The following is a 24,679-nucleotide window of genomic DNA, read 5'->3' as shown; positions in this document are numbered from 1 at the left end:
GGCAGCAATTCTCATTTTGGAGTCGGCCGCCAGGTTGCCTCCTCATCCCCTGGCCCCTGCTCCCCCGCGCGCGCGGGGGAGCAGGGGAAAAGCTAACGGAGAGGGCAACGCCGCTTTCTTGGCGAGCCAGCATGCGTGACAAGCACCAGGGGGGCCAGTTCATAGCACGCCAGCAATGGAAAGTACCCGCCCAAGGCCAAAATGAGAATTGCTGTCGGTCGGGGCGCCCTCCACGGTTCTACGCTGGTGGTTCACGACGGCAGTCAACAGAATCGTCGGATCAATCGTGCGCATGGCTCGTGGGTGGAGCGACGGGCGGCGCGTCGCCCGCGCGCAGGGGCAATGTGTTGCAGAGGGTGTGCAAGGCTTTGACGCACGCCCTGTCGATCACGTTTGGCTGGTCTGCAAATCGCCCTCGCGCAACAGGCGTCCCATCTTTTGCAGTTCGCGGCGCGTACCGTGCAGCAGGTGGTCCATCGTGACAACCCCACCGGCGCCGGACGCGAGAAACGCCGCGCTGACGATGATGTTGCGAATGCTGCCGCCGGACAACCGGAACCGGCGCGCCAACACCTCAAAGTCGACATCCGCGCTGCGCGGCACGGAGCTGGGGAACAATGTCTGCCAGATGCGCAGGCGGTACGCGTCGTCCGGGAACGGAAAGTCGATGGCGAACTGCAGGCGGCGCGTAAATGCTTCATCGAGGTTGGCGCGCAAGTTGGTCGCCAGAATGGTGACCCCGTCGTAACCCTCCATGCGCTGCAGCAGGTAACTGATTTCGATATTCGCATAGCGGTCGTGTGCATCTTTGACTTCCGAGCGTTTGCCGAAAATGGCGTCGGCCTCGTCGAAGAAGAGAATCGCGTTGCTGGTTTCGGCTTCTATGAAGATGCGTTCCAGGTTCTTTTCGGTTTCGCCAATGTACTTGCTGACAAGCGACGACAGCTCGATCTTGTACAGATCGAGTCCCAGTTCCGAGGCGATGACCTCGGCGGCCATCGTCTTTCCAGTGCCGGGCGGCCCCGCAAACAGCACCGCGACACCCTCGCTCGCGGTCAGCTTGCGGCCCAGCCCCCATTCGCCGAGCACCTGCGGCCGCCCGCGCACGGTGGCGATGATCTCGCGCAGGACGGCAGACTGCTCATCGGGCAGCACAATATCGCTCCACGTGAAGCGCGGGCGAATCTTGCGCGCCTGGCCGGTCAGTCCGGGGCTGGAGTGCATGCGCGCCGACGCGAACAGGTCGTCCATCGTGAGCGGCGACCTCCGCTGGGTGGCGATATCGTGCGCCGACATGACTGCATCGCGGATCTGCCCGGCAGTCAGGTTGAACTGCCCGGCCAGCCCCGCCGTGTCGAGTCCGGCGCCGGGCGCGATATGGTCAAGCGTATGCGTCCAGAGCGCGCGCCGGTGCGGGTAATCGGGCAGCGGGAAGTCGAGCCAGATCCAGTGCCGGTCGCGCTCGACGCCGCGTGCCTGCCATGCGGCGTGGCTGCACAGGATAACGGCGGCCGGGAACCGGGCGAGTTCATTGAGGATATCGGCGCGCGGGTGCCCGTCACTAAACGTGCTGTCCCAGCCGATGAAGACGGGCACAGCGGCGAGCAGCGCCGCATCGCGCAGCGTCGTGCGGACCAGGTCAAGCACCGGCGTTTCGCCCGCACCGGCCAGATCGACCCGCAGCAGCGGCTGGCCACGCCCGACGGCGAACAGGCGCGCGCTGGCGTCCTGTCGCGCGCGGTCGGGGCCGCTGAATGCGATCACGGTTTGCTCGGCGAGCGCGGCGTTGATCAGCGGCAGCGTGTCGTCAGCCAGCAGTTCGTCAAGTGGTGCATGCTCGCACCACTGCACCTCGGCGAGCGCTCCGAGCGCAGGGCCGGGGTGGTAGTGGCCCAGCACCCAACCGACCACGGATTCGTCGGGTACGAGGCTCTGTCCCAGCATGGGCGCTGTGGTGGCGGGCGGTTCGACGACACGGGTCAGTACCTTGTGCCGGAACAGCGGGTGGTCGTCGGTGAACCGTGCCAGATACGCCAGGCGGTCATCGTCGGGACCGCAGGTCGCGTCGAGCACCAGCGATACGCCGGCGCGACGGCGTGTCACGTCATCCTGCAGGAAGCCGTATAGCCGCTCGTAGCGTGTGTCAAACGCCGGCGCCATCGCGATGAGCAGTGTGTCCAGATCGAAGCGGTCCAGCCCCAGCACTTCGGCCAGATGGACGAGACGCAGCACGCGCCCGTCCGTATCGGCTTGCAGCAGGTGCGATTCGATGTCGTTGGTCGCCTCCGCCAGCGATTGCTCAAATGCATGGTCTTCGCCCTCGGGCAGTTGTACCGAGTGAGACCAGTTGGCGGCGAACGATCGCGCGGCCAACTGCTCCGCCTTTTCGTCCGTCACGAACAGGCCGCGAAAGGTTTCGGCCGGGTCGTATCCCGCTATCTGCAGGCGCCGCACTTGTCTTTGAATCAGGAGGTCGATGCGCCGGTACTCTGCGCTCAGATGCGCGTGGCTAGGGTTGTTTTTCATCGGGCTGGATGGCTGCACGGTCAACGCATGAACTCAAGCGCGAAGCGCAGGTAGATGCGCACGCAGGCGGCGACGGTTTCCAGATCGACCCACTCGTCCTTCTGGTGCAGGCCGTCGCCGAGCGGTCCGAAATAGACGGTCGGTATGCCGAGATCGGCCGAGAAGTAGTTGGCGTCGGCGACGCCGGTTGAGTAGCGGTAGCCCGGCGTGCGGCCCGTCTCGTCGCGGTAGACCGCTGTCAGCAGCTGCACCATCGGGTGATCGGTTGGCGTCTCCCATGGCGGGTAGTACGGTGGGTCGATGCTGAACTGGAAGCGCGCCGGCGAGCCCAGCAACTCGGCGAGCGCGTCCATCTCGGCCAGCACGCTCTCGTCCGTCTCGCCCGGCACGATATGGCGGTTGATCGTGAAGCGCGCCTTCTCGGGAACGGTGATGACGTACTGATCGCTGCCGCTCATATACGAAAGCACCGACTGCGATGAGCGCATGCGCGGATGCTGGCCGAGTTGCATGCTGTCGAGCCGTGCCAGCAGCTTCGCGCCCTCAATCGCGGAGTTAATGCCGAGCTCGGGCTGCGAGCCGTGCGAGGCCCTGCCGATCACGTCGCCGCGCACCAGCACCTTGCCGACACCGCCGACGCAGATGCGGTCAAACGACGGCTCGGCGACGATGCAGGCGTCGGCCTTATAGCCGGCCCGCACCAGCGCTTTTGCGCCGATCGAGTACGCCTCCTCGTCGACGACCGACGTGAAGATGACCGTTCCCCGCCAGAGGTCTTTGCGCTGCGCGAGCGCGCGCACGGCCAGCATTGTTGCGGCCACGCCCGACTTCATGCCTACGGCGCCAAGCCCGTAGAAGCGGTTGCCGTCGCGCCGGCCGAGCCACGGGTCGCACGACCAACCTTGCGCAGCCAGCACGGTGTCGACGTGGCCGTTGAACAGCAGGGTCGGCCCAACGCCGTTCTCGATGCGCGCGACGACGTTGGGCCGGTCGTTGTCGGTGTCGGCGGTTGGCATGAACTCGGCGGGCAGGCCGTTGTCGACCAGCCAGCGATGGACGGCGCGCTGGACATTGCCCTCCTGGCCGGGGTATGAGCGAAACGATGCGAGGTGCGCCGTCAAGTCGGCAGCCTCCTCAAGGGTGGACGATTGGGCCAGACATACAGAGTCGATCATGAGTTGTCCTTGCCTGGTGGTGTGGTTGCGACGCGGCGGATCTCGTCGACCGCCGATGGATTCTCAAGGGATGACACATCGCCCGGATCGCGGCCGAGGTACACGGCGCGAATGACGCGCCGCATGATTTTGGCGTTGCGCGTGCGCGGCAGATCGTTGACGAACAAGATCTCCTTCGGCGCCATCGGCTTGCCGAGCTCGGCAGCGACTTCGTCGCGCAGCGCGGACTTCAACGTTTCGCTCGGTGTGGCGCCCGGCTTTAGCATGGCGAAGCAGACCACGGCCTCGCCCTTGACCTCGTCGGGCACGCCGATCGCGGCCGACTCCGCGACGGCCGGATTGCGCACGAGGGCGGATTCGACTTCGGCGGGCCCGAGCCGTTTGCCTGCGACCTTGATCACGTCGTCGGAGCGGCCCAGGATGTACCACAGGCCGTCATCGTCAATCGCGGCCCAGTCGCCATGCACCCATGTGCCCGGCCAGCGCGACCAGTACGTTTGTAGGTAGCGCTCGGGGTCGCGCCAGAAACCGCGCGTCATGCCGATCCACGGTTGGCGGATGACCAGTTCGCCGACCTCGCCGCGTAACGATTTGCCGTCCGGGCCGACGACATCGGCGGCGATGCCGGGCAGCGGGCCGCCGAATGAGCACGGCTTGATCGGTGTGAGCCAGTTGCTAATCAGGATGCCGCCGGAGATCTCCGTGCCGCCGGAGTAGTTCATGATCGGCACGCGGCCCTCGCCGATCTCGTTGAACAGCCAGAGCCAGGGCGTCGGATTCCACGGCTCGCCGGTCGAGGCGAAGGCGCGCAGGCTGGACAGTGAGTGCTGCCGGGCGGGCGCGGCGCCATGGCGCATGATACCGCGCACGAACGTCGGCGAGACGCCCAGCAGCGTAATGCCGTGCCGCTCGACCAGCGACCAGATGCGGTCCGGCCCGGGATGATCGGGTGCGCCGTCGTAGAGGAACATGGTCGCGCCGGTCAGCAGGGACGATAGCACGAGCAGCGGGCCCATCATCCAGCCCATGTCGGTCATCCAGTAGAACACGTCATCGCGGCGCAGGTCGAGCCCGTGCACCATGTCCTGCGTGCACTTGGTAGGGAAGCCGACGTGGGTGTGCAGAGCGCCCTTGGGCCGGCCGGTCGTGCCCGAGGTGTAGATGATCATGAACGGGTCTTCGGCGGCGGTGCGCTCGGTGGCCGCCTCGGCGCTCTGCGCGGCCAGCAGCGCGGTGAAGTCGTGATCGCGGCCCGCTTGCCAGGCCACGGCGTTGCCGGCGCGTTTCAGCACAATGCAGTGCTGTACGGTCGGGCATTGGGCCAGCGCCTCGTCGGCCACCGGCTTCATCGGCACGACCTTGCCGCGGCGGAACATGCCGTCAGCAGAAAATATCGCTTTGGCGCCCGCGTCGTTCAGCCGCGACGCGATCGCGCCCGCGCCGAAACCGGAGAAGAGCGGCAGCACGATGCCGCCAATCTTGGCGATGGCGAGGTAGGCGACGACGATCTCCGGCACCAACGGCATGTACAGCCCGACGGCGTCGCCCTTGCCGATGCCGAGCGCGCGCAGGGCGTTGGCCGCGCGATTGACCTGCGCGTACAGTTCACCATAGGTGACGGTGCGCGTGGCGCCTTCTTCGCCTTCCCAGCGTATCGCGTGCCGCTCGGCGTCGGGTGGGACCTGGCGCTTGTCCACAGCATTGTGCACGACATTGAGCAGGCCATCAACGCACCAGCGCGCCCATTCCGGCCCGCGCGACAGGTCGACGACCTGCGTGTACGGCCGGTAGAACTCGATCTGCAGTTGTTTCAGTACGGCGTCCCAGAACCACGCAATATCTGCGGTGGAGCGCCGCAACAGTTCGTCGAACGTCGCGATGCCGTGCGCGCGCATGAACTGATAAAGCTGCGACCGCTCGCTCTGCTCGGCGGTGGGCCGCCAAACAATCTCGCCGCCAAATGCAAATTCCTGTCCGCCCGGTGCTGTCGTCATGCTCCTCGTGCCTTTGCGAGTGTATGCGCGGATGATACACCGACCACGCATGACGCGCAAGCGTGCCCACGCACGCGAATCGTTATGCGGCCTTTGTCTCGCCGCCCGGTCGCGCGCGGAGCAGGTGCGTTAGCAGCAGCCGCGCACCGGCCTTGTCGAGCGGGTCGTTTCCGCTGCCGCAGTCGGGCGACTGGATGCAGGCCGGGCAGCCGTCGCGGCACGCGCAGCGGGTCACGGTGTCGAGCGCGGCCTGCCACAGTTTTTCCAGCAGGGCGAAGCCGCTCTCGCTGATGCCGATACCGCCCGGCACCGTGTCGTACAGGAAGACCTGCGGTTTGCCGGTATCCGGGTGCGTCAGCGCGGTCACACCGGCGATATCGTGTCGGTCGCACATGGCGAACAGCGGCAGCAGGCTGGTGCACAGGTGTTCGACCGCGTGCAGGCTGCCGTGCAGATTGCGGCTGGCCGCCTGGAGTGCTGTTGCGGCGGCGGCCGGGATATCCCACCAAATCGCGCGCGTCTCATAGGTCTGTGGCGGGTAATCCAGATCGACGTCGACCAATGTCGTTTCCCGGAACTGCTGACGGCGTCGATAGCCGATCAGATGCTCGCTGACGCGCACGGTCCCGAAGTATGCGCGCGTCGACGCAATCGGTCGCGACGCGTGCGAGCGCACGATATAGGTCTGGCTGACGGTGCGCGGCTCGGTGTAGTAGGCCGCTGCGACCGGGCGTACGATCGCAATCCCGGCCTGAGTATCGAGGCGGGTGACCAGATAGGCGTCTGCCTGGTGCAGGTAGATGGCGCCAGTGTGTGCGCGGTGCAACGCGGATTGCGCGTCAATCTCTTCGACCACGCGCTTCGGGTCGTTTTCCAGCACGAGCTTGACCATCTTGTGCGATGCGGAGCGCAGGTTGATCTCCTGCGCCGGATAACGACTGCCGTGGTACTGCCAACGCTCGTTGTGGTATTCCAGCGTACCCGTATTCTCCAGGCGCACCATGGCATCGACGAAGCCGGGGCCGAAGAGGCCCTCGTCGGCGCTGGAGAGTGGGACTTCCTGGGCGGCAGCCGGCAAATGCTTTTCCAGGATATACGGATTGTCGGGATCAGTCAGCGCGTGCTCGACCGGGCGCGCAAACAGCGCGGCGGGATTGCGCGCGAAGTACTGGTTGAGCGGGTCGTCGCCCGCGATCAAGACCGTCAGCGCGTCGCCGGTCCCGCGCCCGGCGCGGCCGGCCTGCTGCCAGAGGCTGGCCGCGGTTCCGGGGTAACCGGCCAGCACCGTCGCGTCGAGATCGCCGACGTCGATGCCGAGTTCAAGCGCGTTGGTGGCGGTCACGCCGAGCAGGTCGCCGTCGAACAGCCCGCGCTCGATCTCGCGGCGCGCTTCCGGCAGGTACCCGGCGCGATAAGCGCGTATCTTGCCGGCCAGCCCGGGCGCCGTGAGCTTCAGTTGCTCGCGCGCCTCGGCCAGGATGCGCTCGGCGCTTCGACGCGAGTTGGCGAACACAATGCTGCGCAGCCCCGTGCGGGCGAGCGCGGCGAACAGGCCGGCGGCCTCGCCCGTGGTGCCGCGACGGATATTCAACCGGCTGTCGGCCACCGGCGGATTCCAGATGGCGAACCAGCGCGCGCTGCGCGGCGAACCGTCGTCGTCCACGACGCGCATCGCGCGGCCGGTCAGATTGCGCGCATGCTCGACCGGATTGGCGATGGTCGCCGAGCAGAGCACGAACTGCGGGCGATTATCGTAGTGCGAACATATCCGCAGCAACCGGCGCAGGACGCAGGCGACCTGCGATCCGAACACGCCGCGGTAAGCGTGCGCCTCGTCGACGACCACGTAGCGTAAGCCCCGGAAGAACATCTGCCACAGGCGGTGGTTCGGCAGGATGCCTATCGACAGCATGTCGGGATTCGTCAGCACGATCTGCGCCGACTGGCGGAGGGCGGTGCGCTGCGCAGCCGGTGTGTCGCCGTCGTATGCGCCGAAGCCGAAGCGCGGGCGCGAAGACCACGCGGACTGGAACTCGCCCAGCGTCCGAAGTTGGTCTTGCGCCAGTGCCTTCGTCGGGTACAGGTAGAGGGCGCGCGCACCGCGATCGCGCGCCACGGCGTCGAGCACCGGCGCGTTGAAGCAGAGCGTCTTGCCGCTGGCGGTGCCGGTGGCGACGATGAGGTCCTCGCCGGCCAGTGCGTGGCTGATCGCCTCGGATTGGTGCGTGAAGAGGTGATCGATGCCAAGCGTTTTCAACGCACCGGCCAGCGTGGGGTGCAACGGGCGGGCCAGCCGCCCATAACGCGCCTCGCGCGGCGGAATCTGCTCGACGTGCACCAGTTGCTGCCGATAGCCGCGCTCGGCGCGCAGCGCGGCGAGAAACTCTGGCGGCGTCATGCCGCTCAGGCCGCCGCGGCCAGCGCCAGGCCGCTTACGATGCTGGTGAACACGTCCTGCTTGTGCACCTTGCCCGCTCCAAACGCGCGCTCCAGCATCGCCTGCACGGCCGGGATCTGTGACGAGCCGCCCGTGCGCAGCACGACGTCGATATCGTCCGGCTCGACCTGCGCGTCGGCCAGCGTGCGAAGCAGCGCTTCCTCGGCCGCATTGATACGCGGCGCGATCAGCCGCTCGAGGCTGCGGCGCGACAGCGGTTCGCGGATGCGAATCGCTTCGCGCACGAAATGAAGCTCGGCGTCGGTCTGCGTCGACAACGCGATCTTCACGCGCTCGATCTCCTCGAACAACTCCCAGCCGTAGTTTCGCTGCACCAGACAGAGCAGGGCGTCGACTTCGTCGCGGCTGTACTTCGCGATCTGGCGAAACTCGCGCAGGAACTTGACGGTGCCGCGCTCGTTCAACAACTGGATGGTGTGCCATGAGCGGAGCAACGACAGCAACCACTGCGGATAGGCGACGGAGTTGCCCGACAGGGTGCGGGCGGTCGCGCGGCTGCCAAAATACTCCAGCAGGCGGCGCTCCATGACGTCCTCATCGAGCGTGTTGCCGCCAATCACGACGCCGCCGACCGCAAGAATATCGTCGCGGCGGTCGGGACGGCCTCGTCGGCCGGGGCCGAGTCGGATGACGCTGAAGTCGAGCGTGCCGCCCCCGAAGTCGAACACGCACGCCAGTTCTTCGCGATCCAGCCCGGCTTCGTACTCGAGCGCCGCGCCGATCGGCTCGTACAGAAACTCAACATCGTCGAAACCGGCGAGCATGGCCGCTTTGCGCAGCCGCGCCTGCGCGCTCTCGTCGCGTGTGCCGTCGTCCGTGAAGTGCACCGGCCGGCCCATTGTTACGGCGCGCACGTCGCTGCCGACAGCGGCATCGGCGCGGGCTTTGACGACCGCCAAAAAACCGGCGATCAACTCCTCCAGCGTATAGCTGCGGCCGAAAACGCTGGTGCCGTCGAACGACTCGTCGCGCAGGAACGACTTGAGCGACTGGAAGAAGCGTCCCGGCGCGTCCACGTCCGCATCGAACTGCACGAACTCGTCGCCGTAGTGCGTCGAAATGATCTGCCCGGTGTTGACGCGCTTGCGCACGATTTCGCGGCCGGCGTTGCGCGTCACGAAGGCTCGGATGGCCTCGTGTCCGATCAGGCCGTCGCCTTCGCGCGTGATGAACAGCACGGTCGGCGCGACGACCGGATCGGGCGCGGCCGGATCGATCGGCAGGACGCGCGCCGCCCCGATTCCAGCCAGTGCGATGGCCGAGTTCGACGTGCCAAAGTCAAGCCCGTAGCGCAGCCGGCTCATTCGTCGGGAACCAGAGAGCGGATAACATTCAAATCAATGACCGGCATCCACGCATAGATTCGGTAGCGACCGTACTCCCGAAAGCCGTAGCGCTCCACGATCCGGCGCGACATCGGCTCGGCGTGGATCATTGCCACGTGGTGGCCGCCTGCGCGCGCCACCTCCAGCCGCCGGCGCAGGAGGGTCGAGTAGATGTGCCGGTTGCGGTTGTCGGGCAGGGTCGACGCGCCGCCCAGGTACGCCACGCCGCCGCGCAGGATCAGCCGCGCCTCGGCGACCGGCTGGCCGTCCAACCGGGCCAGGAAGTTCAGTTCGCGGCCGAAGAAGTGCGGGTCTTTGATGCGCTCGAAGTGGGCTGGGCGCTCGCGTTCGATCTGCTGGGGCGTCAGGTGGAAACAGTCGGCGGCGATTTGCAGCAGCGATTCGATGGCGGCATCGTCATCGGGGGCGACCTGTGCGACGTTCACGTCGTCGTTGACGGGGATATCGTCCAACACCGCAAGCCCATTGCGCGCCATGCACGCGGTGTCGCCGGCCAGCACCAAGCCGTGTTGTTCCATACGCTCGCCCAGATCCGCCGGGGTGTCCCACGGGCCGACGAACCAAGTGAACCCGGCCTGGCGACCACGGTGGAACTCGATCAGCGCCTCGATCTGCTCGTCGGCATCCTCCGCCGACCAGCGCGCGTTGCCGCCGCCGTTGCTGGCCGGGTGGGCATCGTTCCAGAGGCGCAGGCTCCCGCGCAGGTTCAACCGCATGTTCGAGCGCGGCGGCAGGAAGTCGCGCACGTCGGCGATGTATTCGCGCTCGTCAAACAGGCGGCTGATTTCGGCATCGCTCGTCGCCGCCGGTGCGATCCACTCGGAGCGATGCGCGCTCGGAATTGGCTCGGCGCAGTACAGATCGACCGTCTGGATCTTCTCGCCGCGCAGGGTGACGAAGACGGCCCGGTTGTGCTCGACGTAGCGGCCGTTTTCGTATGCAAAGATGCGGAACTCAGCCGACCCACGCCGCACGCCGGACACGACGCTGATGACGTCCATGCGCGGCTCAGTCCACGCCGCCCACTCCTCAATCAAGTAGTTAGCGATCTGATCGCGCGGGCGCAGGGCGACCATGCCGTCCCAGCGCCAGATGCGCATGCCCGCGCCGTCGTTGAGCGCGTACTCGTAAGCGCGCACGTCGGTCAAAGTCATGGCGTTGAGCAGTTGCCGGGTGTGCTGCTGGATATCGAAGGTGATTTCGTTCATGGATAACTGCCCGTTGGAAGCATTTGCAGAATAGCAAGCATAGCGGCAATGCGCGGCGCTGTCAAAGCGATTGTGCCTTGGCCTTGCCCCGCACGCAAAAAGGCCGGGGGTGTCATCCCCCGGCCTTTGCGGATCGCCAGAGCGCTTGCTGGAATAAATCGACACGCGATCTGGGCGGCTGGCAAGATTTCTCAGGCACGACGTGCCTTCGAAATGACAGTGCGCACGGTGTTGTCATTTCGAAGCTGCGCAGCAGCTGAGAAATCTTGTCCTCACCTTGCTAATCGCTAGCTGTCTCGGGTTATTCGTGAATCCGCTCTATTGCGCCCAGTTTAGCGTCGGCGGCGCAGTTCGGCGTCCGCGCGGCGCGTCCGCTCCCACAGCGTTAGAAGGTATGCGCCGATCAGCCCAAAGATGACGCCATAAACCAACAGAACCCAGTCCATGTTATGCCTCCCGTTCGATTGCCAGCGCGGCGATCTGGTCGCGCTGCTGCTCGAGGCGCACGCGGACCATCATGACAAAGACGTACAAGAGCGTAAAGCCGAGCAGGCCGACCATGAGCGGCGGGAAGAGCGGCCCGGCCAGCTTCGGCCCTTCGGACGTAACGACGATGGCGGTCGGATGCTGGCCGCGCCACCACTCGGTGGCGAAGTGGATCAGCGGAATGTCGAGCGCGCCGACGATGCCGAGCACGGCCGCGTAGCGAGCGCGGCGCTCATCCGAGCCGACGTACGAGCGCAGCATCAGGTACCCGACATAGATCATCCAGATCACGAGTGTCAGCGTCAGGCGCGCGTCCCAGACCCACCAGGTGCCCCAGGCTTTGTAACCCCACATGGACCCCGAAACGAGCGTGAGCGTCGTCATGATGACGCCGAACTCGGCCGACGCCAGCGCCAGCACATCCCAGCGCCGGCCGCCTTTCCACAAGTATACGAGGCTGGCCAATGCCACGATCCCGAAGGACAGGAACGCGAGCCAGGCTGACGGCACGTGGAAGTACAGGATACGAATGAGGTTGCCGGTCGCCGTGTCGGGTGGCACCGTCATCGCCATGTAGACCGCTACTGCGGTGGTAACGAGCGACAGGCCGCCCACGATCCAGGTGGCGCGCAGGCCGCCCGCCCCGGAGAGCGTGCGCCAGTAGGCGCTTTGCCATTCCATACCCGATGTTTGATTCATCCCCGATTCCTCTCTGTGTCGCACGCGCGCCCCTGTGGCACGTCGTCATATGATAGTACGCGCCGGAGTCGCCGGCGGATTGCCGCGTCAATCTTCCTGCGTGATCGCTTCGAAAATCAAGGTGCCGACCACGACAAATATAACGTCGTAGGCCAGCAAAAGGGATAACCATTGCCGATCGGATTCTATCGGCTGGCCGCGCAGCACGGTGCCGGTCAATTGGATGCATGCCATCAGCACCGGCATGGTCAGCGGCAGTAGTAGGATCGGCAACATGACTTCGCGCATACGTGTATTGGCGGCGATGGCGGCGAAGAGCGTGCCGACGGCCGAAAAGCCGATGGTGCCCAGCAGGAAGACAGGAATCAGTGGCAGGAGATTGGCAAAGGACAGATTGGCAAATAGCGCGAAGATCGGCACGTTAATCAACTGCGTGACGGCGATGAACACGACCGTGCTCAGCAGTTTGCCCAGATAGAGCGCGGAGCGGTCGATCGGCGCCACCAGCAGCCCCTGCAGGGTGCCCGCTTCGCTTTCCGACGTGAAGATACGGTTCAGCCCCAGCACGCCGGCAAAGGCAAAGACCATCCAGAGCAGGCCGCCGGCCACGTCCTCGATCTGCGTCGCCTTCAGGTCCAGCGTATAGTTGAAGAGCACGCTGACAATGAGCGCAAAGATGAACATGCTGGCGAACAACTCGCGCGTCCGCATCTCGATGCGAATGTCTTTGAGCGTGACCGCCAGCGCCTTGCGCGCGAAATCGCCGGCCGATTCGGTGCGTGCCGGCACGACTTCAATTGGCGGCGTCGGCGAAGCGGCGGTAGTGTCCTTCGAGTTCCCCAATCGTCATTCCCCTGGCCGCGGCGTCGAATGTGATGCGCCCGCGCGCGAGCATGATGATGCGGTCTGCCAGCGCCAGCCCGCGATAGAGGTTATGCGAGACCATCACGATGGTCCGCGAGCCGCGAAAATACTCGTGCATCTGCTCCGCCGCCTGCGGGTCGAGCCCGTCGTCCGGCTCGTCGAGCAGCAAGACCGGCGGATCGGCGAGCAGGGCGCGCGCGATGGCGAGGCGCTGCTGCATGCCGCGCGAAAACGTGCGCACCCGGTCGGCGCGGCGATGGTTCAGGTTCACCAATTGCAGCAACTCGGTAATGCGCGCTTCGGGCGCAGCGACGTCGTACAGCCGGGAGAAAAAGCGGAGATTCTCTTCCGCGCTCAAGTCGCCGTACAGCATCGGCGAGTGCGCGACGTAGCCGATCAGCCGGCGCACGTGCGCGGAAGAATCGCGCGGGTCGTAGCCGCCGATGGCAATCTGTCCGCCGGTCGGCGAACTGAGCGTGGCGAGGATGCGCAGCAGCGTGCTCTTGCCCGCGCCGTTCGGGCCGAAGAGGCTGACAAACTGCCCCAGCGGGATGTCAAGGTCGATTTCCCGCAGCACCCACTTGTGCCCGAAGCGCTTCTGAAGCCCGTGCAGGTGAATCATGCGACGACGTGCTTTCCACCGGCTGGTTTGAGGTTGCGCCCGCACTTGCGGCAAAACAGATCGTCGTCGTGCCGTTCCGTGCCGCAATACGAGCAGAATGCCGCCGGACTACCGGCGGAGGCAGGCGCGACCGCGGCGGCGGCAGACGCGATGTCCTTCACATCAGCGTCGGTCTCATCAGGTTCGGCCTCGTCGTCGACGCTTGCTTCGTACGCATCGATCTGCGCCACGATCTCGGCCGCCTGCGCCAGCGCCTGCACGTGCATCGGGCGATAATCGTCTTCGGCCAGCTTGCCCGACTGGAAGTCGAGATCCAGATCGCGCAGCAGCTGGTATGCCATCTCGCGGCGCGCCAGCAGATCGGTCAGCGGCACCTCGCTGGCGTCGTCGTCTTCGGCGGCGCGAAATGGTAGTGCGACCAACACGACAGCGGCCACGGCCAGCACGATGCCGATCACTACTCCCAGTTCCACGCTCATTGGCCTGCTCCAAGCAGGCTATCGAGAATCGCTCGCAATTCGATTTCCTTTACCGGTCCGATAAATGTCTTCGCAATCTCGCCGCGCTGGTTGATTACATACGTTTCCGGCACGCCGCGCGCACGGAATGTGCGGTAGATCTTCGATTCCAGATCCGGACCATTGGGATAGCTGATATTGAACGTCTTGAGAAACTCAATCGCCGGCCGATCGGTGTCGACATAATCGGCGCCGAAGAAGTGCACGCCCTTAGCCTTGTATGCCTGCCAGACGGATTCCAGCTGGGGCGCTTCGTCTTTGCACGGCACGCACCACGACGCCCAGATGTTGACGACGACCACCTTGCCGCGCAAGCTGGACAGTGTATAGGCTTTGCCGTCGAACTGCGTCATCGTGAAATCCTGCACCGCGCCGGTTTGCAACTGACCCGAGGCGTTGTTAGCCAGACTGACGGCGAACAGGGCGACCATGGCGAGCACAACGACCACCGCGAGGCCGAGGAACGCGTTCCTCATTCGTCGAGCTCGCGCTCAATCCGAGCGGCCATCTCAGTCGATACATCCCCGGTTGGCCCAGTTGCACGCGCGACTGCCGGACGCGCACGCGACCAGATCCACGCCATGCGGCCGGCGATCACGATGCCGACCAGCACGAGCGCGATCGGCGCGAGCCAGGCCGCCCAGTTGATGCCCTCGGCGGGCGGATAGCCGAGCACCTGATCCCCCCAGCGTTGGCGATAGTATGTGATGATTTGCTGATCGGTCTGCCCGGCGGCCACTTTCTGCGCGATCTCCGTTTTCATCTCTTCGCAGACGGGCAGCTGGCAGGCATCGAGTCGCACGCCGCCGCACAACGGGCAATACAACTTGGTATAGAGCGCCTGCGCATCCGGTCCCTGCGCCCAGGCGGGCGCGGCCCAGAATGCCAGCGCGATGATCGCGAATACGATTCGTTTCATAGGTGGTGGTCAGCTTATCTCCCTGGTTGCGCGCCGCCAGTGCCGGCTAGATGGGGGCGCCTTCCGCATGCAGCACGCGGCGCACCTTGTCGCTGAGCGTGGACGGGGTAAACGGCTTCTGCAAGAACTCCGTGTTGGGCAGGGCGATGCCGTGGCGTGTAATTACGTCGTCCGCGTAGCCGGAGACGTACAGCACTTTCATGCTGGGCCGCCACTGCTCCAACTGTTGCGCGAGATCGCGCCCGTTCATGGTTGGCATGACGACGTCGGCCAGCAGTAAATGAATCGGCCCGGCATACTCGCGGCCCAGTTCGAGCGCTTCCTGCTCGGATGCCTCGAGCACGTTATAGCCCTGCATGCGCAGGACATCGCACGCGAGGCGCCGGACGGCCGGCTCGTCTTCCACCAGCAGAATCGTCTCGCTGCCAGCCGGTCGATCGTTCGCGAAGGAGCGGGCCGCCTCAAGTTCCAGCGCCAGTTCCCGCATCGCGGGTAGAAAGATCCGGAACGTCGTGCCGTGGCCTGGAGCGCTTTCAACGTGAATATGGCCGCCGCTTTGTTTGACGATGCCGTGCACGGTGGCGAGCCCGAGTCCGGTGCCCTTGCCAAGTTCTTTGGTGGTGAAGAACGGCTCGAAAATATGCAGCAGCACGTCGGGCGGCATGCCGACGCCGGTGTCGGACACTTCCAGCGTGACGTGCGCGCCGGGCGCCAAACCCTGGTCGACGAGCGCGTCGGCGTCGCGCACGCGCACATTGCGGGTGGTAATGGCCAGGGTACCGCCGTCCTTCATGGCGTCGCGTGCGTTGGTGGACAGGTTCATGATGACCTGTTCCATCTGCACGCGATCCACCTTCACGCGTTCGAGATCAGCCGCCAGTGCCGGCGTCAACTCGATGTCTTCGCCGATCAGCCGCTGAAGCATCTTGAGCAGATTGCGGATGATCTCGTTCAGATCGACAATCTGCAGTTCCAATGTCTGCCGGCGGCTAAACGCGAGAAGCTGCTGCGTCAGAGCCGCGGCGCGCTTGCCGGCGTCGCGGATCTGCTGGACTTCGGGCTGCAGTGAGTCGGAGCCTTCCGGCAAAATGCTCAGTACCAGGTCGCTATAACCAAGAATGACGGTGAGCAGGTTGTTGAAGTCATGTGCGATGCCGCCGGCCAACTGTCCCAGCACTTGCAGTTTTTGCGCCTGGCGCAGCTCCGATTCGAGTCGCTTGCGCTCGCTCACATCACGCACGGCCAGAATTCGCAGCGCCACACCGTCGCGCGACACGGTGCGCGCCTCAACCTCCAGCGGCAGCGTCGACCCATCTTTGCGCAGGCCCAGCAGTTCGATCGGGGCGGTGCGACTCGACGTGAAATTCTCGAGCGCCGCGGGGCGCGACTCGGGGGCCCACAGGTCGAGCGCATGGATGCGGCCGAGTTCCTCGAGCGTGTAGCCGCTCATGCGGCAGAGCGAGCTATTGGCGTCGACAATGCGCGCGCTCCCCTGAACGATTGCGATGCCTTCGACCGATGCTTCGGACAGGCGCCGGAAGCGCTCCTCGCTGTCGCGCAACGCCTGTGCGCTGCGCAGGCGTCCGACAGCCGTCGAGACCTGGTTGGCGACGATCGCCAGCAGTCGCTCGTCGTCCTTGCTATGCGCGTTGGGCAAGCGATTCTCGACGTTGATCACGCCCACGACGCGCGGGCCGATTCGCAGCGGCACGCACAGCTCGGAACGTGAACGCACCTCCCAGGGTACGTAGTCTGAGTCGTCGAGTGTATCGTCCACGCGCCGGGTCTCTCCGGTCAGCGCGACCTGGCCTGTGATGCCCTTACCCAGCGGAAGGCGCAAGACTAACTCTTCGCGCCGTCCGATGAAATAGGATGCGGCCGGGCGCAGCACCCCCTCGGTTTCGTCCAGCAGGAAGATGCTAATGTGCTCCGGAAACACCGCGTCGTTGAGGACCGCTGCCGTGCGGTCGAGCAGCGTCGCTTCGTCCGCGCATTCAATCGCCAGTCCGGCAATCGATCCCAGTACGCTCAAGTGTCGCACGCGCCGGCGCAACTCGTCCTCGGCGAGCCGGCGCTGTATGTTGCTCTGCCAGACGCGCAGGGCACGCTCGGCAGTATGCGGCATCTCGGCCAGCGACACCTCCGACTTGACGACATAGTCCAGCGCGCCGGCTTTCATCGCCTCGACGGCGATGCGCTCGTTGCCCTGGCTGGTCATCAGCACCACCGGAACGGACTGCTCGCCGGCCAGCAACTCCAAGCCGTCGCCGTCGGTCAGGCGCCAGTCACTGATGATCAACGCGGGCGCGGCGTGCCTCTGCAGGTAATCGCGCGCCTGCGCCAGGCTTTCGCTGACGAAGAGGCTGAAGCGGTTCTGAACGGGGGCAAACCCGCGCACGACCAGTTCGGCGTGCGCGGGATCGTCTTCGACAAGCAGTATGTCCAGCCGGTCGCTAGTCATGATGGGTATTGTCGCGGCGCGCGCCGGCGTGCCATGCCAGCCAGTATGCGGCCAGCGCCGAGATCATCGCACGAAACTCGGCATACCCGACGGGCTTGACGACGTAGGAGTTTGCGCGGTACGCGTAGGCCTGATTAATGTCACGCGTGGCCTCGCTGGTCGTCAGCACGACGACCGCGATATCCTGCATATCGGGATGCTCTTTGATGCTCTTCAGCACCTGCAACCCGTCAACCTTGGGCAGGCGCAGGTCGAGCAGCACCAGATTGGGACGCGGACTGGACTCCGGCGTCGCGAAGCGTCCGCGCCGGCCCAGGTAGTCGAGCGCCACTTCGCCGTCCGTGACGTGCACGACCCGGCTTGCCTGGGCGTGTTCGGCCAGCCCGCGCATGACAAGCTCGGCGTGGTCTTCGTTGTCTTCAACAAGCAGGAGCAAGAATGGGTCGGGCTTCATGGTCAAACGGCGCGATGGCATGCTGCGGGTATTCGGGTGCCACACCGATGCCGAACGCCACTGATTGTACCGCAATCTGCCCTGCTTTGGAAACGCCCGCGTGCTTGGGCAGCAATTCTCAATTTGGCTTTGTACGGGTACTTTCCAATGCCGCTTGCGATGCACTGGCCCTCAGGCGCTTGTCACGCAAGCTGGCCCGCCGAAAAAGTGGCGCTGCCCTCCCCCCGAACCCCTCCCAACTCCGTTGGGAGGGGGCGAAATTCCTAGGGGAGGTGCGCGGCGGCGCAGCCGCCGCGCACCTCCCCGTTAGCTTTTCCCCTGCTCCCCCGCGCGCGCGGGGGAGCAGGGGCAGGGGCTGAGGGGGCATATTGGCAGCCGACTCCAAAATGAGAATTGCTGGTGCTTGGGCAGCATTTCACTTTTGGGGCGGCTGCCGGGCAAACAATCTGCCATGCCGGCGAAAGCCGGCATCCAGAGGTGTTAATCTGGACTCCGGCTTTCGCCGGAGTGACGATGTTGGCGCTCGTTAGCGAGTAGCCTTGGTCTGCCCCAGAACTGAAATACACCCCGTGCTTGCGGCGGCGCGGGCGCGGGATGGCGTTACGATCTGGCCTTGCCCGCGAACTGTTTGCGGAACTTGGCCAGCTTGGGGTTGATGACGATCATGCAATATGGTTGCAGCCGGTTGCGACGGTAGTATTCCTGATGTTCGGCCTCGGCCGCGTAGAATGTCGTGAACGGCGCGACCTCTGTGACGATCGACCCGGGAAACACGCCGGCGGCCGTCAACTCGCCGATCAACTGCTCGGCCGCCGACTTTTGCGCGTCGGTATGGTAGAAGATGGCGGAGCGGTATTGCGTGCCCACATCGGCGCCCTGCCGGTTCAACGTCGTTGGATCGTGCGTTGCAAAGAATACTTCAAGAATCTCGCGCGTCGACACGGCGGCCGTGTCATATGCGACCTGTACGGCTTCGGCGTGGCCGGTCTGCCCGGTGCAGACGGCGCGGTAGGTCGGGTTAGCCACGGCGCCGCCCGTGTAGCCGGAAACCACAGCGGTGACGCCCTTAACAGCCCCGAAGACCGCTTCGCTGCACCAGAAGCAGCCGCTGGCCAGTGTTATCGTCTCGGTTGCGCTCATCAATCCCTTTCCGAATTGCTGCCGGTGATATACAAGAAGCTGGCCCACATGCCACGCGACGAACGGTAAAACGCGATCGGGAAGAGCACGCCAAATCCGATCAGTCCCGCGATTGGGTAGATGACCGGCGTCTCCGGCGCGAAGATCAGCGCGACGGCCAGCGCGACAATCAGCGTGCACGTGGCAATCGTATTGACGGCGACGCCGCCGACCACTTCACCGGTGGCCGACTCAAACAGCAGGCCGCACTGCGGGCAGGTCTTGTGCATGTCAAACATGCGAAACATCGGGCCCCGATGGCAGTGTGGGCAGCGTAGAAAGAATCCGTCGAGAAAAGCACGCGCTGCGCGAAGAACGTCCATGACAATAATCCGATTCGATGTGTGTTGCCGTTCAGTTCAGGTACATCGAACAGTGCAACGGCCGCAACTGCCTTCCCGACGCTGGTGAGCACGAAGTTGAGAGCAATGCCGCCCGTCAATCGCGCGCAGCGCGCCCGGATGCGAGCGAACGCTCGGGGCAGGCATACAACATCGTGAATCCGCTAACCATTTGCCCCTTCGAGCAGCGCGATAGCAGCCCGTAGGGGCAGAATGAGCGGGATGTGCCACATGCACGCGAATGCCAGGCGCTATCCGCCGGTCACCTCGCTGCCACGCACGGCGACGACTTCAGTCGATGGTTGGCGCAGGCCGACCGGCCACATCGAGACGAGCGTGCCAATTAGCATGCCCAGGCCGCCCAGCCAGATCCACATAACCATCGGATTGACGAACACCTTCAGTGTGATGGAGTCACCCTGGCCGTCCCAACCCGCCAGCAAAATGTAGAGGTCGTCGCGAAGCGTGGAACGGATGGCGGCCTCGGTGATCGGCTGGTCGCCCTTGTCGTAGAACGCGCGCGTCGGATGGATTTCGCCGACCTGCGCGCCGTTCTCAAAGATCGTCAGGTCGGCCTCGACGACGCTCTTGTTCGCCACGCGAAATGAGTCGAGGCTATTGTACGTCAGCCCGTACGAGCCGAGCACGAACGTATCGCCCGGCCTGAGCACAGCTTCGCGCTCGACCTGATAGACGTTTGATCCAACCACGCCAGCGCACATCACGAAGAAGGCGATATGCACCAGGTAGCCGCCGTAGCGCCGGCGCTGCTTGCGGAACAGGTTGACCAGCGCCGCGCCGAAGTTCTCGCCCGTCGCCTTGTGGCGGGCGCGCACGCTCGTGACGAACTCGCCGATGGTGGCCACGACGGCAAAGGCGATGATCGCGAAGCCGGTCGTGCCGATCGGTTCGAAGAGGTAGAGCATATAGCTGCCGACGGCGACGGCCAGCGCGGCAATGGCCGGGGCGATGAGGCCGGTCCGCAGGCTCTGTTGCGTGGTGCGCCGCCAGCCCAGGATCAGCGTCAAGCCCATCAGAGCGACCAGCGCGCCGAAGATTGGGCCGTTGACGCGATTAAAGAACGGCGTCGTGACTGTGACACGCGTATTGTTGACGACCTCGGTCACCACCGGCCAGATGGTGCCCCAGAATGTGGCAAACGCGATACTGCTCAACAGCAGATTATTGCCGATAAAGGCGGCCTCGCGCGACACCATGCTGTCCAGCGCGTGCTCGCTCTGCAACAGGTCCCAGCGCCGCGCGACGATGTAGAACGATGCCAGCAAGATCAGCGCGATGAACGCCAGGAAGTACGGCGACTGCGGCGAGTTGGCAAACGCATGCACCGACTGGATAACGCCGCTGCGGGTGAGGAACGTGCCGAACAGGCAGAGCGTGAAGGTCAGAATGATCAGCACCATGTTCCAGACCTTCATCATGTTGCGCCGTTCCTGGATGATCACTGAGTGCAGGAAGGCGGTGCCCACCAGCCAGGGCATGAACGAGGCGTTCTCGACCGGATCCCAGCCCCAGTATCCGCCCCAGCCGAGTTCCTGGTACGCCCACTGCGAGCCAAGCGTGATGCCGACGGTGAGTGAAAGCCACGGCACCATCGTCCACGTGCGCGTCGCCTTCAGCCAGCGAGCGTCGGTATGGCGGCTCATGAGCGCGCCAATGGCAAATGCGAACGGCACCGTGAAGCCGACGTAGCCGGTGTAGAGTAGTGGCGGGTGGAACGCCATCCAGTAATTCTGCAGGAGCGGGTTCAACCCTTCGCCGTCGAGCGGAGCGACCGGCAGGATCACGAACGGGTTGGCGAAGATCACCGTGAGCGAAGCGAAGAACGCCGCCACCACGAACATCACGGAATGCACGTACGGCATCAGGTCGGGGTGCCGGCGCGCGTTCTGCACGGTGACGACGCACATGAACAGCGAGAGCAGCCAGAGCCAGAACAACAGCGAGCCGGCGTTGCCACCCCAGACGGCCGCCACCTTGTACATCGTAGGCAGTGCGCGATCCGTATACTGTGCGACATACTTGATGCTGAAGTCCGACATCAGCAGCAGCGCCAGCAGGATGCCGATCGCCGCGGTGACCAGTCCGAAGACGAGGTAGACCGTCATCCGCGCGCTGGCGATCAGGTCGGCGCGATGTTTCTGGCCGCCCCAGAATGCGGCGACGGCGCCGTAAATCGAAAGTGCAAACGAAATCTGGATGGCCGCAAAACCCACAGTCGGCAACATGGCATATCCTTACCGGCCGGTAAGCCGGATGCAATAGGTATCGCGGCGCGCCGCAACATCCGACGCGGGCGCCGCGATGACGGTCAATGCAAGCAGTCGCTGGAGGTTATGATGAGGATGCGGGGGCGACAACCGGCTCGTAGCGAGACGGGCACTTCACGAGCAGTGAGCGGGCTTCGAAAACACCCTGGCGATTGAGCGTGCCTTCGACGACGACGCTCTCGCTCTGGTAGAACGTGTCCGGCATGACGCCGTGGTAGTAAACCGGCATGCGGCTCGTGCCCTCGATGATATCGAACGTCAGGTCGAGCTTTTGACCGTCCCACTTGACCGAGTTCATGTCCGCCACGCCGTTGATGCGCACCACGCGCCCGTCGCCGGCGCGCACCTGGGTGCGCGCCTCGCTGAGCGTCTGGAAATACAGCAACCCGCTGTCCTGCAGGCCGCTAACGATCAGGAACGCCACAGCCGCCAGGACGAACAGCCCGCCGATCAGGAACTTCTTGTTCGAGGCCGCGGCGTGCCGCGGCAATGCAGATGTCGTCATGTCCTCGCCCCTTTTGCCATACTGATGATGGGAAATTATAACATGCCAACTGCGCATGTCAAAGCCCTGCCGTGGAAAACTGGTGTTTCTCAAATGGCGGTTGGCTACCCCCACGAACGGCACCTGAACTTGCCGAACGTTGCCGCCATCTGTGCATGCTTCGGCGTACCGTACCGCCCAAGCACGGCGCGTGTCGTTTCCGGCACGAGTATCGCTTTGGAAATGACTTGCGCAATTTGGACGCTTAATAGATATACGATGCAAGGGGCCAAAAGGATTCGCAGCAGATTCGTGAAGTTGGTATTGCTTGCGCGGAAGTCCAAAGCCGCTATAATGTAGGCAAGCACGAATACGCGAGGGGCGCATCCATGGCAAGCGGAGCGCCCCTCGTCTGCACATGTGCGCCGCGTTGCGCAACGAGCGGGGGAGATAATGACGGCGACTATCGAACAGATTGTAGCGCGCACCCGGGAGAACTTTCCACAGGCCGACGTGCAGGTGGTCCGACTGGCCTATGAGTTCGCGTGCCGGGCGCACGGCACGCAGTTGCGCAAAAGCGGCGAGCCGTTTATCACCCACCCCTGCGCCGTAGCCGAACTGCTGTCCGATCTCCGCCTGGACCCGCAAACCATCGCCGCTGCGCTCCTGCATGATGTCGTCGAAGACAACAAGGCGATCACGATCAAAGACATGACGAGCGCCTTTGGCGATGAAATCGCCGGCCTCGTTAACGGCGTGACCAAGCTGTCGGAGATCAATCTCAATTTCGAGCAGAACGAAGCGGAGTCGTTCCGCAAGTTGTTCATCGCCATGTCGCAAGACCTGCGCGTGATACTGATTAAACTCGCCGACCGCCTGCACAACATGCGGACGATGCAATTCTTGAAGGCAGAGTCGCAGGTGCGCAATGCGCGCGAAACGCGCGAGATCTATGCTCCGCTCGCCAGCCGGCTCGGCATCTACAAGTTCAAATCGGAACTGGAAGACCTGGCGTTCCGCTACCTGGAACCGGAGGCCTATCAGGATCTGGCAACACGCCTGATCTCGCTGGAAGAGGAGCGGGTGCAGTTCCTGCAGCGCGTGATCGACACGCTGCAGGAGCGCCTGGCCGAATCGGACATCAAGGCCGTCATCAGCGGGCGCGAGAAGCATCTGTATTCGATCCATCGCAAGATGGTCGAGAAAGACCGCGACTTCGACCAGATCTACGATCTGCGCGCGATCCGCGTGATTGTCGACAGCGAGCCGGAATGTTATTCCGTGGTCGGCATCGTGCACACAATCTGGCGGCCGATACCGCGCGAATTCGACGATTACATCAACAACCCGAAGGAAAACGGCTACCAGTCGCTGCACACGGCGGTCATCGGTCCGCGCGGCAAGCCGTTCGAGGTGCAGATCCGGACGCACGAAATGCACCGCTTCGCCGAGTACGGCGTGGCGGCGCACTGGCGCTACAAAGAAGCGGGCCAGCGCCGCGATGACTGGATGGATAACCGCATCGCCTGGCTGCGGCAGATGCTGGAAAGCCGGCAGGACTCAGTGGACGCCAGCGAGTTCGTGCTGTCGCTCAAGAGCGACCTGCTGCCGGATCGGGTGCTCGTCTTCACGCCCAAGGGCGATCTGATCGATCTGCCGACCGGATCGACGCCGATTGACTTCGCGTTTGCGGTGCACACCGTCGTCGGCGAGCGCTGCCGCGGCGCCAAGGTGAACGGCCGGCAGGTACCGCTGGACTACCGCCTGCACAACGGCGACCGCGTCGAGGTCGTCACGGCCAATAGTGGCGGCCCGAGCCTGGACTGGCTGAACGAGAGCCTCGGTTTTGTCGTATCGCACCGCGCCAAACAGAAGATTCGCCAGTGGTTCCGCAAGCAGAACCGCGAGTCCGCTATCATGAACGGGCGCGATTTGCTGGACAAGGCGATGAGAAAATTGGGCGTGCACGACGAGGGGTACGCCCTACTCATGTCACTCGGCACCTATGACTCGTCCGACGAGATGTTCGCGGCGATTGGCTATGGTGATGCCAGTCCGCAGACGCTCGTCACGCGCCTGCTCGACAAGCAAAAAGAAGAGGAGATTAAGCTCAGCAAAGCGCCGGTCAAATCGGCCGCCGGGGCGCTGGTGGTCAAGGGCCTGGGCGGCATGCTGACCACCCTGGCGCGTTGCTGCAATCCGGTGCCGGGCGACGCGATCGTGGGCTATGTGACACGCGGGCGCGGCGTGACCGTGCATCGCCGCGACTGCCGCAACCTGGCGCCGCACGCCACCGAGAGGGAACGGTTGATCGAGGTTTCGTGGGGCCAGCGTTCCGATGACCGCACGGTGCCGGTGCCGATCCGCATTATCGCCATTGACCGGCCCGGCCTGATGCGCGATGTGGCCGACGTTGTCGCCAGCGAGGGCGTCAATATCGTGGATGCAAACACGAAAACGAACGAAAAAGACCATACGGCCAACCTGACCTGGACGCTGCAGATTACCGACATGGCCCAACTGAGCAAGATTCTATTCAAGATCGAGCGTCTGCCGAGCGTGATCGAGGCGTACCGGCAGACCAGTCACTGAACGCCCGTTACGCGCCAAAAGCAAACGGCCTGACGAACTTCCGTCAGGCCGTTTGCTTTTGCAAC

At 64.4% G+C, this 24,679-nt stretch carries 19 protein-coding genes; 1 reads left to right on the top strand and 18 read right to left on the bottom strand.

The genetic code is table 11. The annotated features are described in order from the left end of the window. Window positions 1–387: 387 nt before the first annotated feature. From HZB53_17905 to HZB53_17820, 18 genes are all read right to left on the bottom strand, one after another. Window positions 388–2,526, bottom strand: a complete 2,139-nt coding sequence (locus HZB53_17905; GenBank protein ID MBI5879528.1) for an ATP-binding protein — start codon at window positions 2,524–2,526, stop codon at window positions 388–390. 20 nt (window positions 2,527–2,546) lie between these two features. Further along, complete coding sequence (locus tag HZB53_17900; GenBank protein MBI5879527.1) at window positions 2,547–3,701, bottom strand: M20 family metallopeptidase; 1,155 nt, start codon at window positions 3,699–3,701, stop codon at window positions 2,547–2,549. Further along, window positions 3,698–5,695 carry an AMP-binding protein gene (locus HZB53_17895; GenBank protein MBI5879526.1) on the bottom strand — a complete coding sequence of 666 codons (1,998 nt, stop codon included), beginning with the start codon at window positions 5,693–5,695 and terminating at the stop codon, window positions 3,698–3,700. The genes HZB53_17900 and HZB53_17895 overlap by 4 nt, the downstream gene beginning before the upstream one ends. 82 nt (window positions 5,696–5,777) lie before the next feature. Then, the gene (locus HZB53_17890) at window positions 5,778–8,093 is read right to left on the bottom strand and encodes a DEAD/DEAH box helicase (protein ID MBI5879525.1); all 2,316 of its coding nucleotides are present in this window, start codon (window positions 8,091–8,093) and stop codon (window positions 5,778–5,780) included. A 5-nt stretch (window positions 8,094–8,098) separates the two neighbouring features. Continuing rightward, window positions 8,099–9,457: an Hsp70 family protein gene (locus HZB53_17885; protein ID MBI5879524.1), complete on the bottom strand. Its 1,359-nt coding sequence runs from the start codon at window positions 9,455–9,457 to the stop codon at window positions 8,099–8,101. Beyond that, a complete protein-coding gene (locus HZB53_17880; protein ID MBI5879523.1) occupies window positions 9,454–10,707 on the bottom strand; it encodes a GNAT family N-acetyltransferase in 1,254 nt (417 codons plus the stop codon). Before HZB53_17880 ends, HZB53_17885 begins: the two co-directional genes overlap by 4 nt. A gap of 447 nt (window positions 10,708–11,154) precedes the next feature. Further along, window positions 11,155–11,892, bottom strand: a complete 738-nt coding sequence (gene ccsA / locus HZB53_17875; GenBank protein ID MBI5879522.1) for a cytochrome c biogenesis protein CcsA — start codon at window positions 11,890–11,892, stop codon at window positions 11,155–11,157. 87 nt (window positions 11,893–11,979) lie between these two features. After that, complete coding sequence (locus HZB53_17870) at window positions 11,980–12,735, bottom strand: heme exporter protein CcmB (GenBank protein MBI5879521.1); 756 nt, start codon at window positions 12,733–12,735, stop codon at window positions 11,980–11,982. Continuing rightward, a complete protein-coding gene (locus HZB53_17865; GenBank protein MBI5879520.1) occupies window positions 12,686–13,378 on the bottom strand; it encodes an ABC transporter ATP-binding protein in 693 nt (230 codons plus the stop codon). Before HZB53_17865 ends, HZB53_17870 begins: the two co-directional genes overlap by 50 nt. Continuing rightward, a complete protein-coding gene (locus HZB53_17860; GenBank protein MBI5879519.1) occupies window positions 13,375–13,857 on the bottom strand; it encodes a zinc ribbon domain-containing protein in 483 nt (160 codons plus the stop codon). Before HZB53_17860 ends, HZB53_17865 begins: the two co-directional genes overlap by 4 nt. After that, window positions 13,854–14,372 (bottom strand): TlpA family protein disulfide reductase, encoded by a 519-nt coding sequence (locus HZB53_17855; protein ID MBI5879518.1) that lies wholly within the window; start codon window positions 14,370–14,372, stop codon window positions 13,854–13,856. Before HZB53_17855 ends, HZB53_17860 begins: the two co-directional genes overlap by 4 nt. Further along, complete coding sequence (locus HZB53_17850; protein MBI5879517.1) at window positions 14,369–14,815, bottom strand: cytochrome c-type biogenesis protein CcmH; 447 nt, start codon at window positions 14,813–14,815, stop codon at window positions 14,369–14,371. The genes HZB53_17855 and HZB53_17850 overlap by 4 nt, the downstream gene beginning before the upstream one ends. Before the next feature lie 46 nt (window positions 14,816–14,861). Beyond that, window positions 14,862–17,276, bottom strand: coding sequence for a response regulator (locus tag HZB53_17845; GenBank protein MBI5879516.1), 2,415 nt, complete (start codon window positions 17,274–17,276; stop codon window positions 14,862–14,864). After that, the gene (locus HZB53_17840) at window positions 17,269–17,730 is read right to left on the bottom strand and encodes a response regulator (GenBank protein ID MBI5879515.1); all 462 of its coding nucleotides are present in this window, start codon (window positions 17,728–17,730) and stop codon (window positions 17,269–17,271) included. Before HZB53_17840 ends, HZB53_17845 begins: the two co-directional genes overlap by 8 nt. A 600-nt stretch (window positions 17,731–18,330) precedes the next feature. Continuing rightward, entirely contained in the window at window positions 18,331–18,870 is a 540-nt protein-coding gene (msrA, locus tag HZB53_17835) for a peptide-methionine (S)-S-oxide reductase MsrA (protein ID MBI5879514.1), read from the bottom strand. After that, entirely contained in the window at window positions 18,870–19,148 is a 279-nt protein-coding gene (locus HZB53_17830; GenBank protein MBI5879513.1) for a DUF983 domain-containing protein, read from the bottom strand. Before HZB53_17830 ends, msrA begins: the two co-directional genes overlap by 1 nt. 353 nt (window positions 19,149–19,501) lie before the next feature. After that, entirely contained in the window at window positions 19,502–21,496 is a 1,995-nt protein-coding gene (locus HZB53_17825; GenBank protein MBI5879512.1) for a heme lyase CcmF/NrfE family subunit, read from the bottom strand. 106 nt (window positions 21,497–21,602) lie between these two features. After that, window positions 21,603–22,043 (bottom strand): cytochrome c maturation protein CcmE, encoded by a 441-nt coding sequence (locus HZB53_17820; GenBank protein ID MBI5879511.1) that lies wholly within the window; start codon window positions 22,041–22,043, stop codon window positions 21,603–21,605. 432 nt (window positions 22,044–22,475) lie between these two features. Between HZB53_17820 and HZB53_17815 the strand changes: the two genes are divergently transcribed. After that, window positions 22,476–24,614 (top strand): bifunctional (p)ppGpp synthetase/guanosine-3',5'-bis(diphosphate) 3'-pyrophosphohydrolase, encoded by a 2,139-nt coding sequence (locus tag HZB53_17815; GenBank protein MBI5879510.1) that lies wholly within the window; start codon window positions 22,476–22,478, stop codon window positions 24,612–24,614. Window positions 24,615–24,679 lie beyond the last annotated feature (65 nt).

This window comes from Chloroflexota bacterium, assembly GCA_016235055.1.
In the GTDB taxonomy this organism is placed as follows: domain Bacteria; phylum Chloroflexota; class Anaerolineae; order JACRMK01; family JACRMK01; genus JACRMK01.
This window is presented reverse-complemented; position numbering and strand designations above follow the sequence as displayed.

Coding starts and splice junctions, on each gene's coding strand:
- msrA (MBI5879514.1), bottom strand. CDS start 18,870: ATGAGCGCAACCGAGACGATAACACTGGCCAGCGGCTGCTTCTGGTGC.
- HZB53_17815 (MBI5879510.1), top strand. CDS start 22,476: ATGACGGCGACTATCGAACAGATTGTAGCGCGCACCCGGGAGAACTTT.
- HZB53_17890 (MBI5879525.1), bottom strand. CDS start 8,093: ATGACGCCGCCAGAGTTTCTCGCCGCGCTGCGCGCCGAGCGCGGCTAT.
- HZB53_17850 (MBI5879517.1), bottom strand. CDS start 14,815: ATGAAACGAATCGTATTCGCGATCATCGCGCTGGCATTCTGGGCCGCG.
- HZB53_17820 (MBI5879511.1), bottom strand. CDS start 22,043: ATGACGACATCTGCATTGCCGCGGCACGCCGCGGCCTCGAACAAGAAG.
- HZB53_17900 (MBI5879527.1), bottom strand. CDS start 3,701: ATGATCGACTCTGTATGTCTGGCCCAATCGTCCACCCTTGAGGAGGCT.
- HZB53_17860 (MBI5879519.1), bottom strand. CDS start 13,857: ATGAGCGTGGAACTGGGAGTAGTGATCGGCATCGTGCTGGCCGTGGCC.
- HZB53_17825 (MBI5879512.1), bottom strand. CDS start 21,496: ATGTTGCCGACTGTGGGTTTTGCGGCCATCCAGATTTCGTTTGCACTT.
- ccsA (MBI5879522.1), bottom strand. CDS start 11,892: ATGAATCAAACATCGGGTATGGAATGGCAAAGCGCCTACTGGCGCACG.
- HZB53_17855 (MBI5879518.1), bottom strand. CDS start 14,372: ATGAGGAACGCGTTCCTCGGCCTCGCGGTGGTCGTTGTGCTCGCCATG.
- HZB53_17830 (MBI5879513.1), bottom strand. CDS start 19,148: ATGTTTGACATGCACAAGACCTGCCCGCAGTGCGGCCTGCTGTTTGAG.
- HZB53_17895 (MBI5879526.1), bottom strand. CDS start 5,695: ATGACGACAGCACCGGGCGGACAGGAATTTGCATTTGGCGGCGAGATT.
- HZB53_17840 (MBI5879515.1), bottom strand. CDS start 17,730: ATGAAGCCCGACCCATTCTTGCTCCTGCTTGTTGAAGACAACGAAGAC.
- HZB53_17880 (MBI5879523.1), bottom strand. CDS start 10,707: ATGAACGAAATCACCTTCGATATCCAGCAGCACACCCGGCAACTGCTC.
- HZB53_17845 (MBI5879516.1), bottom strand. CDS start 17,276: ATGACTAGCGACCGGCTGGACATACTGCTTGTCGAAGACGATCCCGCG.
- HZB53_17905 (MBI5879528.1), bottom strand. CDS start 2,526: ATGAAAAACAACCCTAGCCACGCGCATCTGAGCGCAGAGTACCGGCGC.
- HZB53_17885 (MBI5879524.1), bottom strand. CDS start 9,457: ATGAGCCGGCTGCGCTACGGGCTTGACTTTGGCACGTCGAACTCGGCC.
- HZB53_17865 (MBI5879520.1), bottom strand. CDS start 13,378: ATGATTCACCTGCACGGGCTTCAGAAGCGCTTCGGGCACAAGTGGGTG.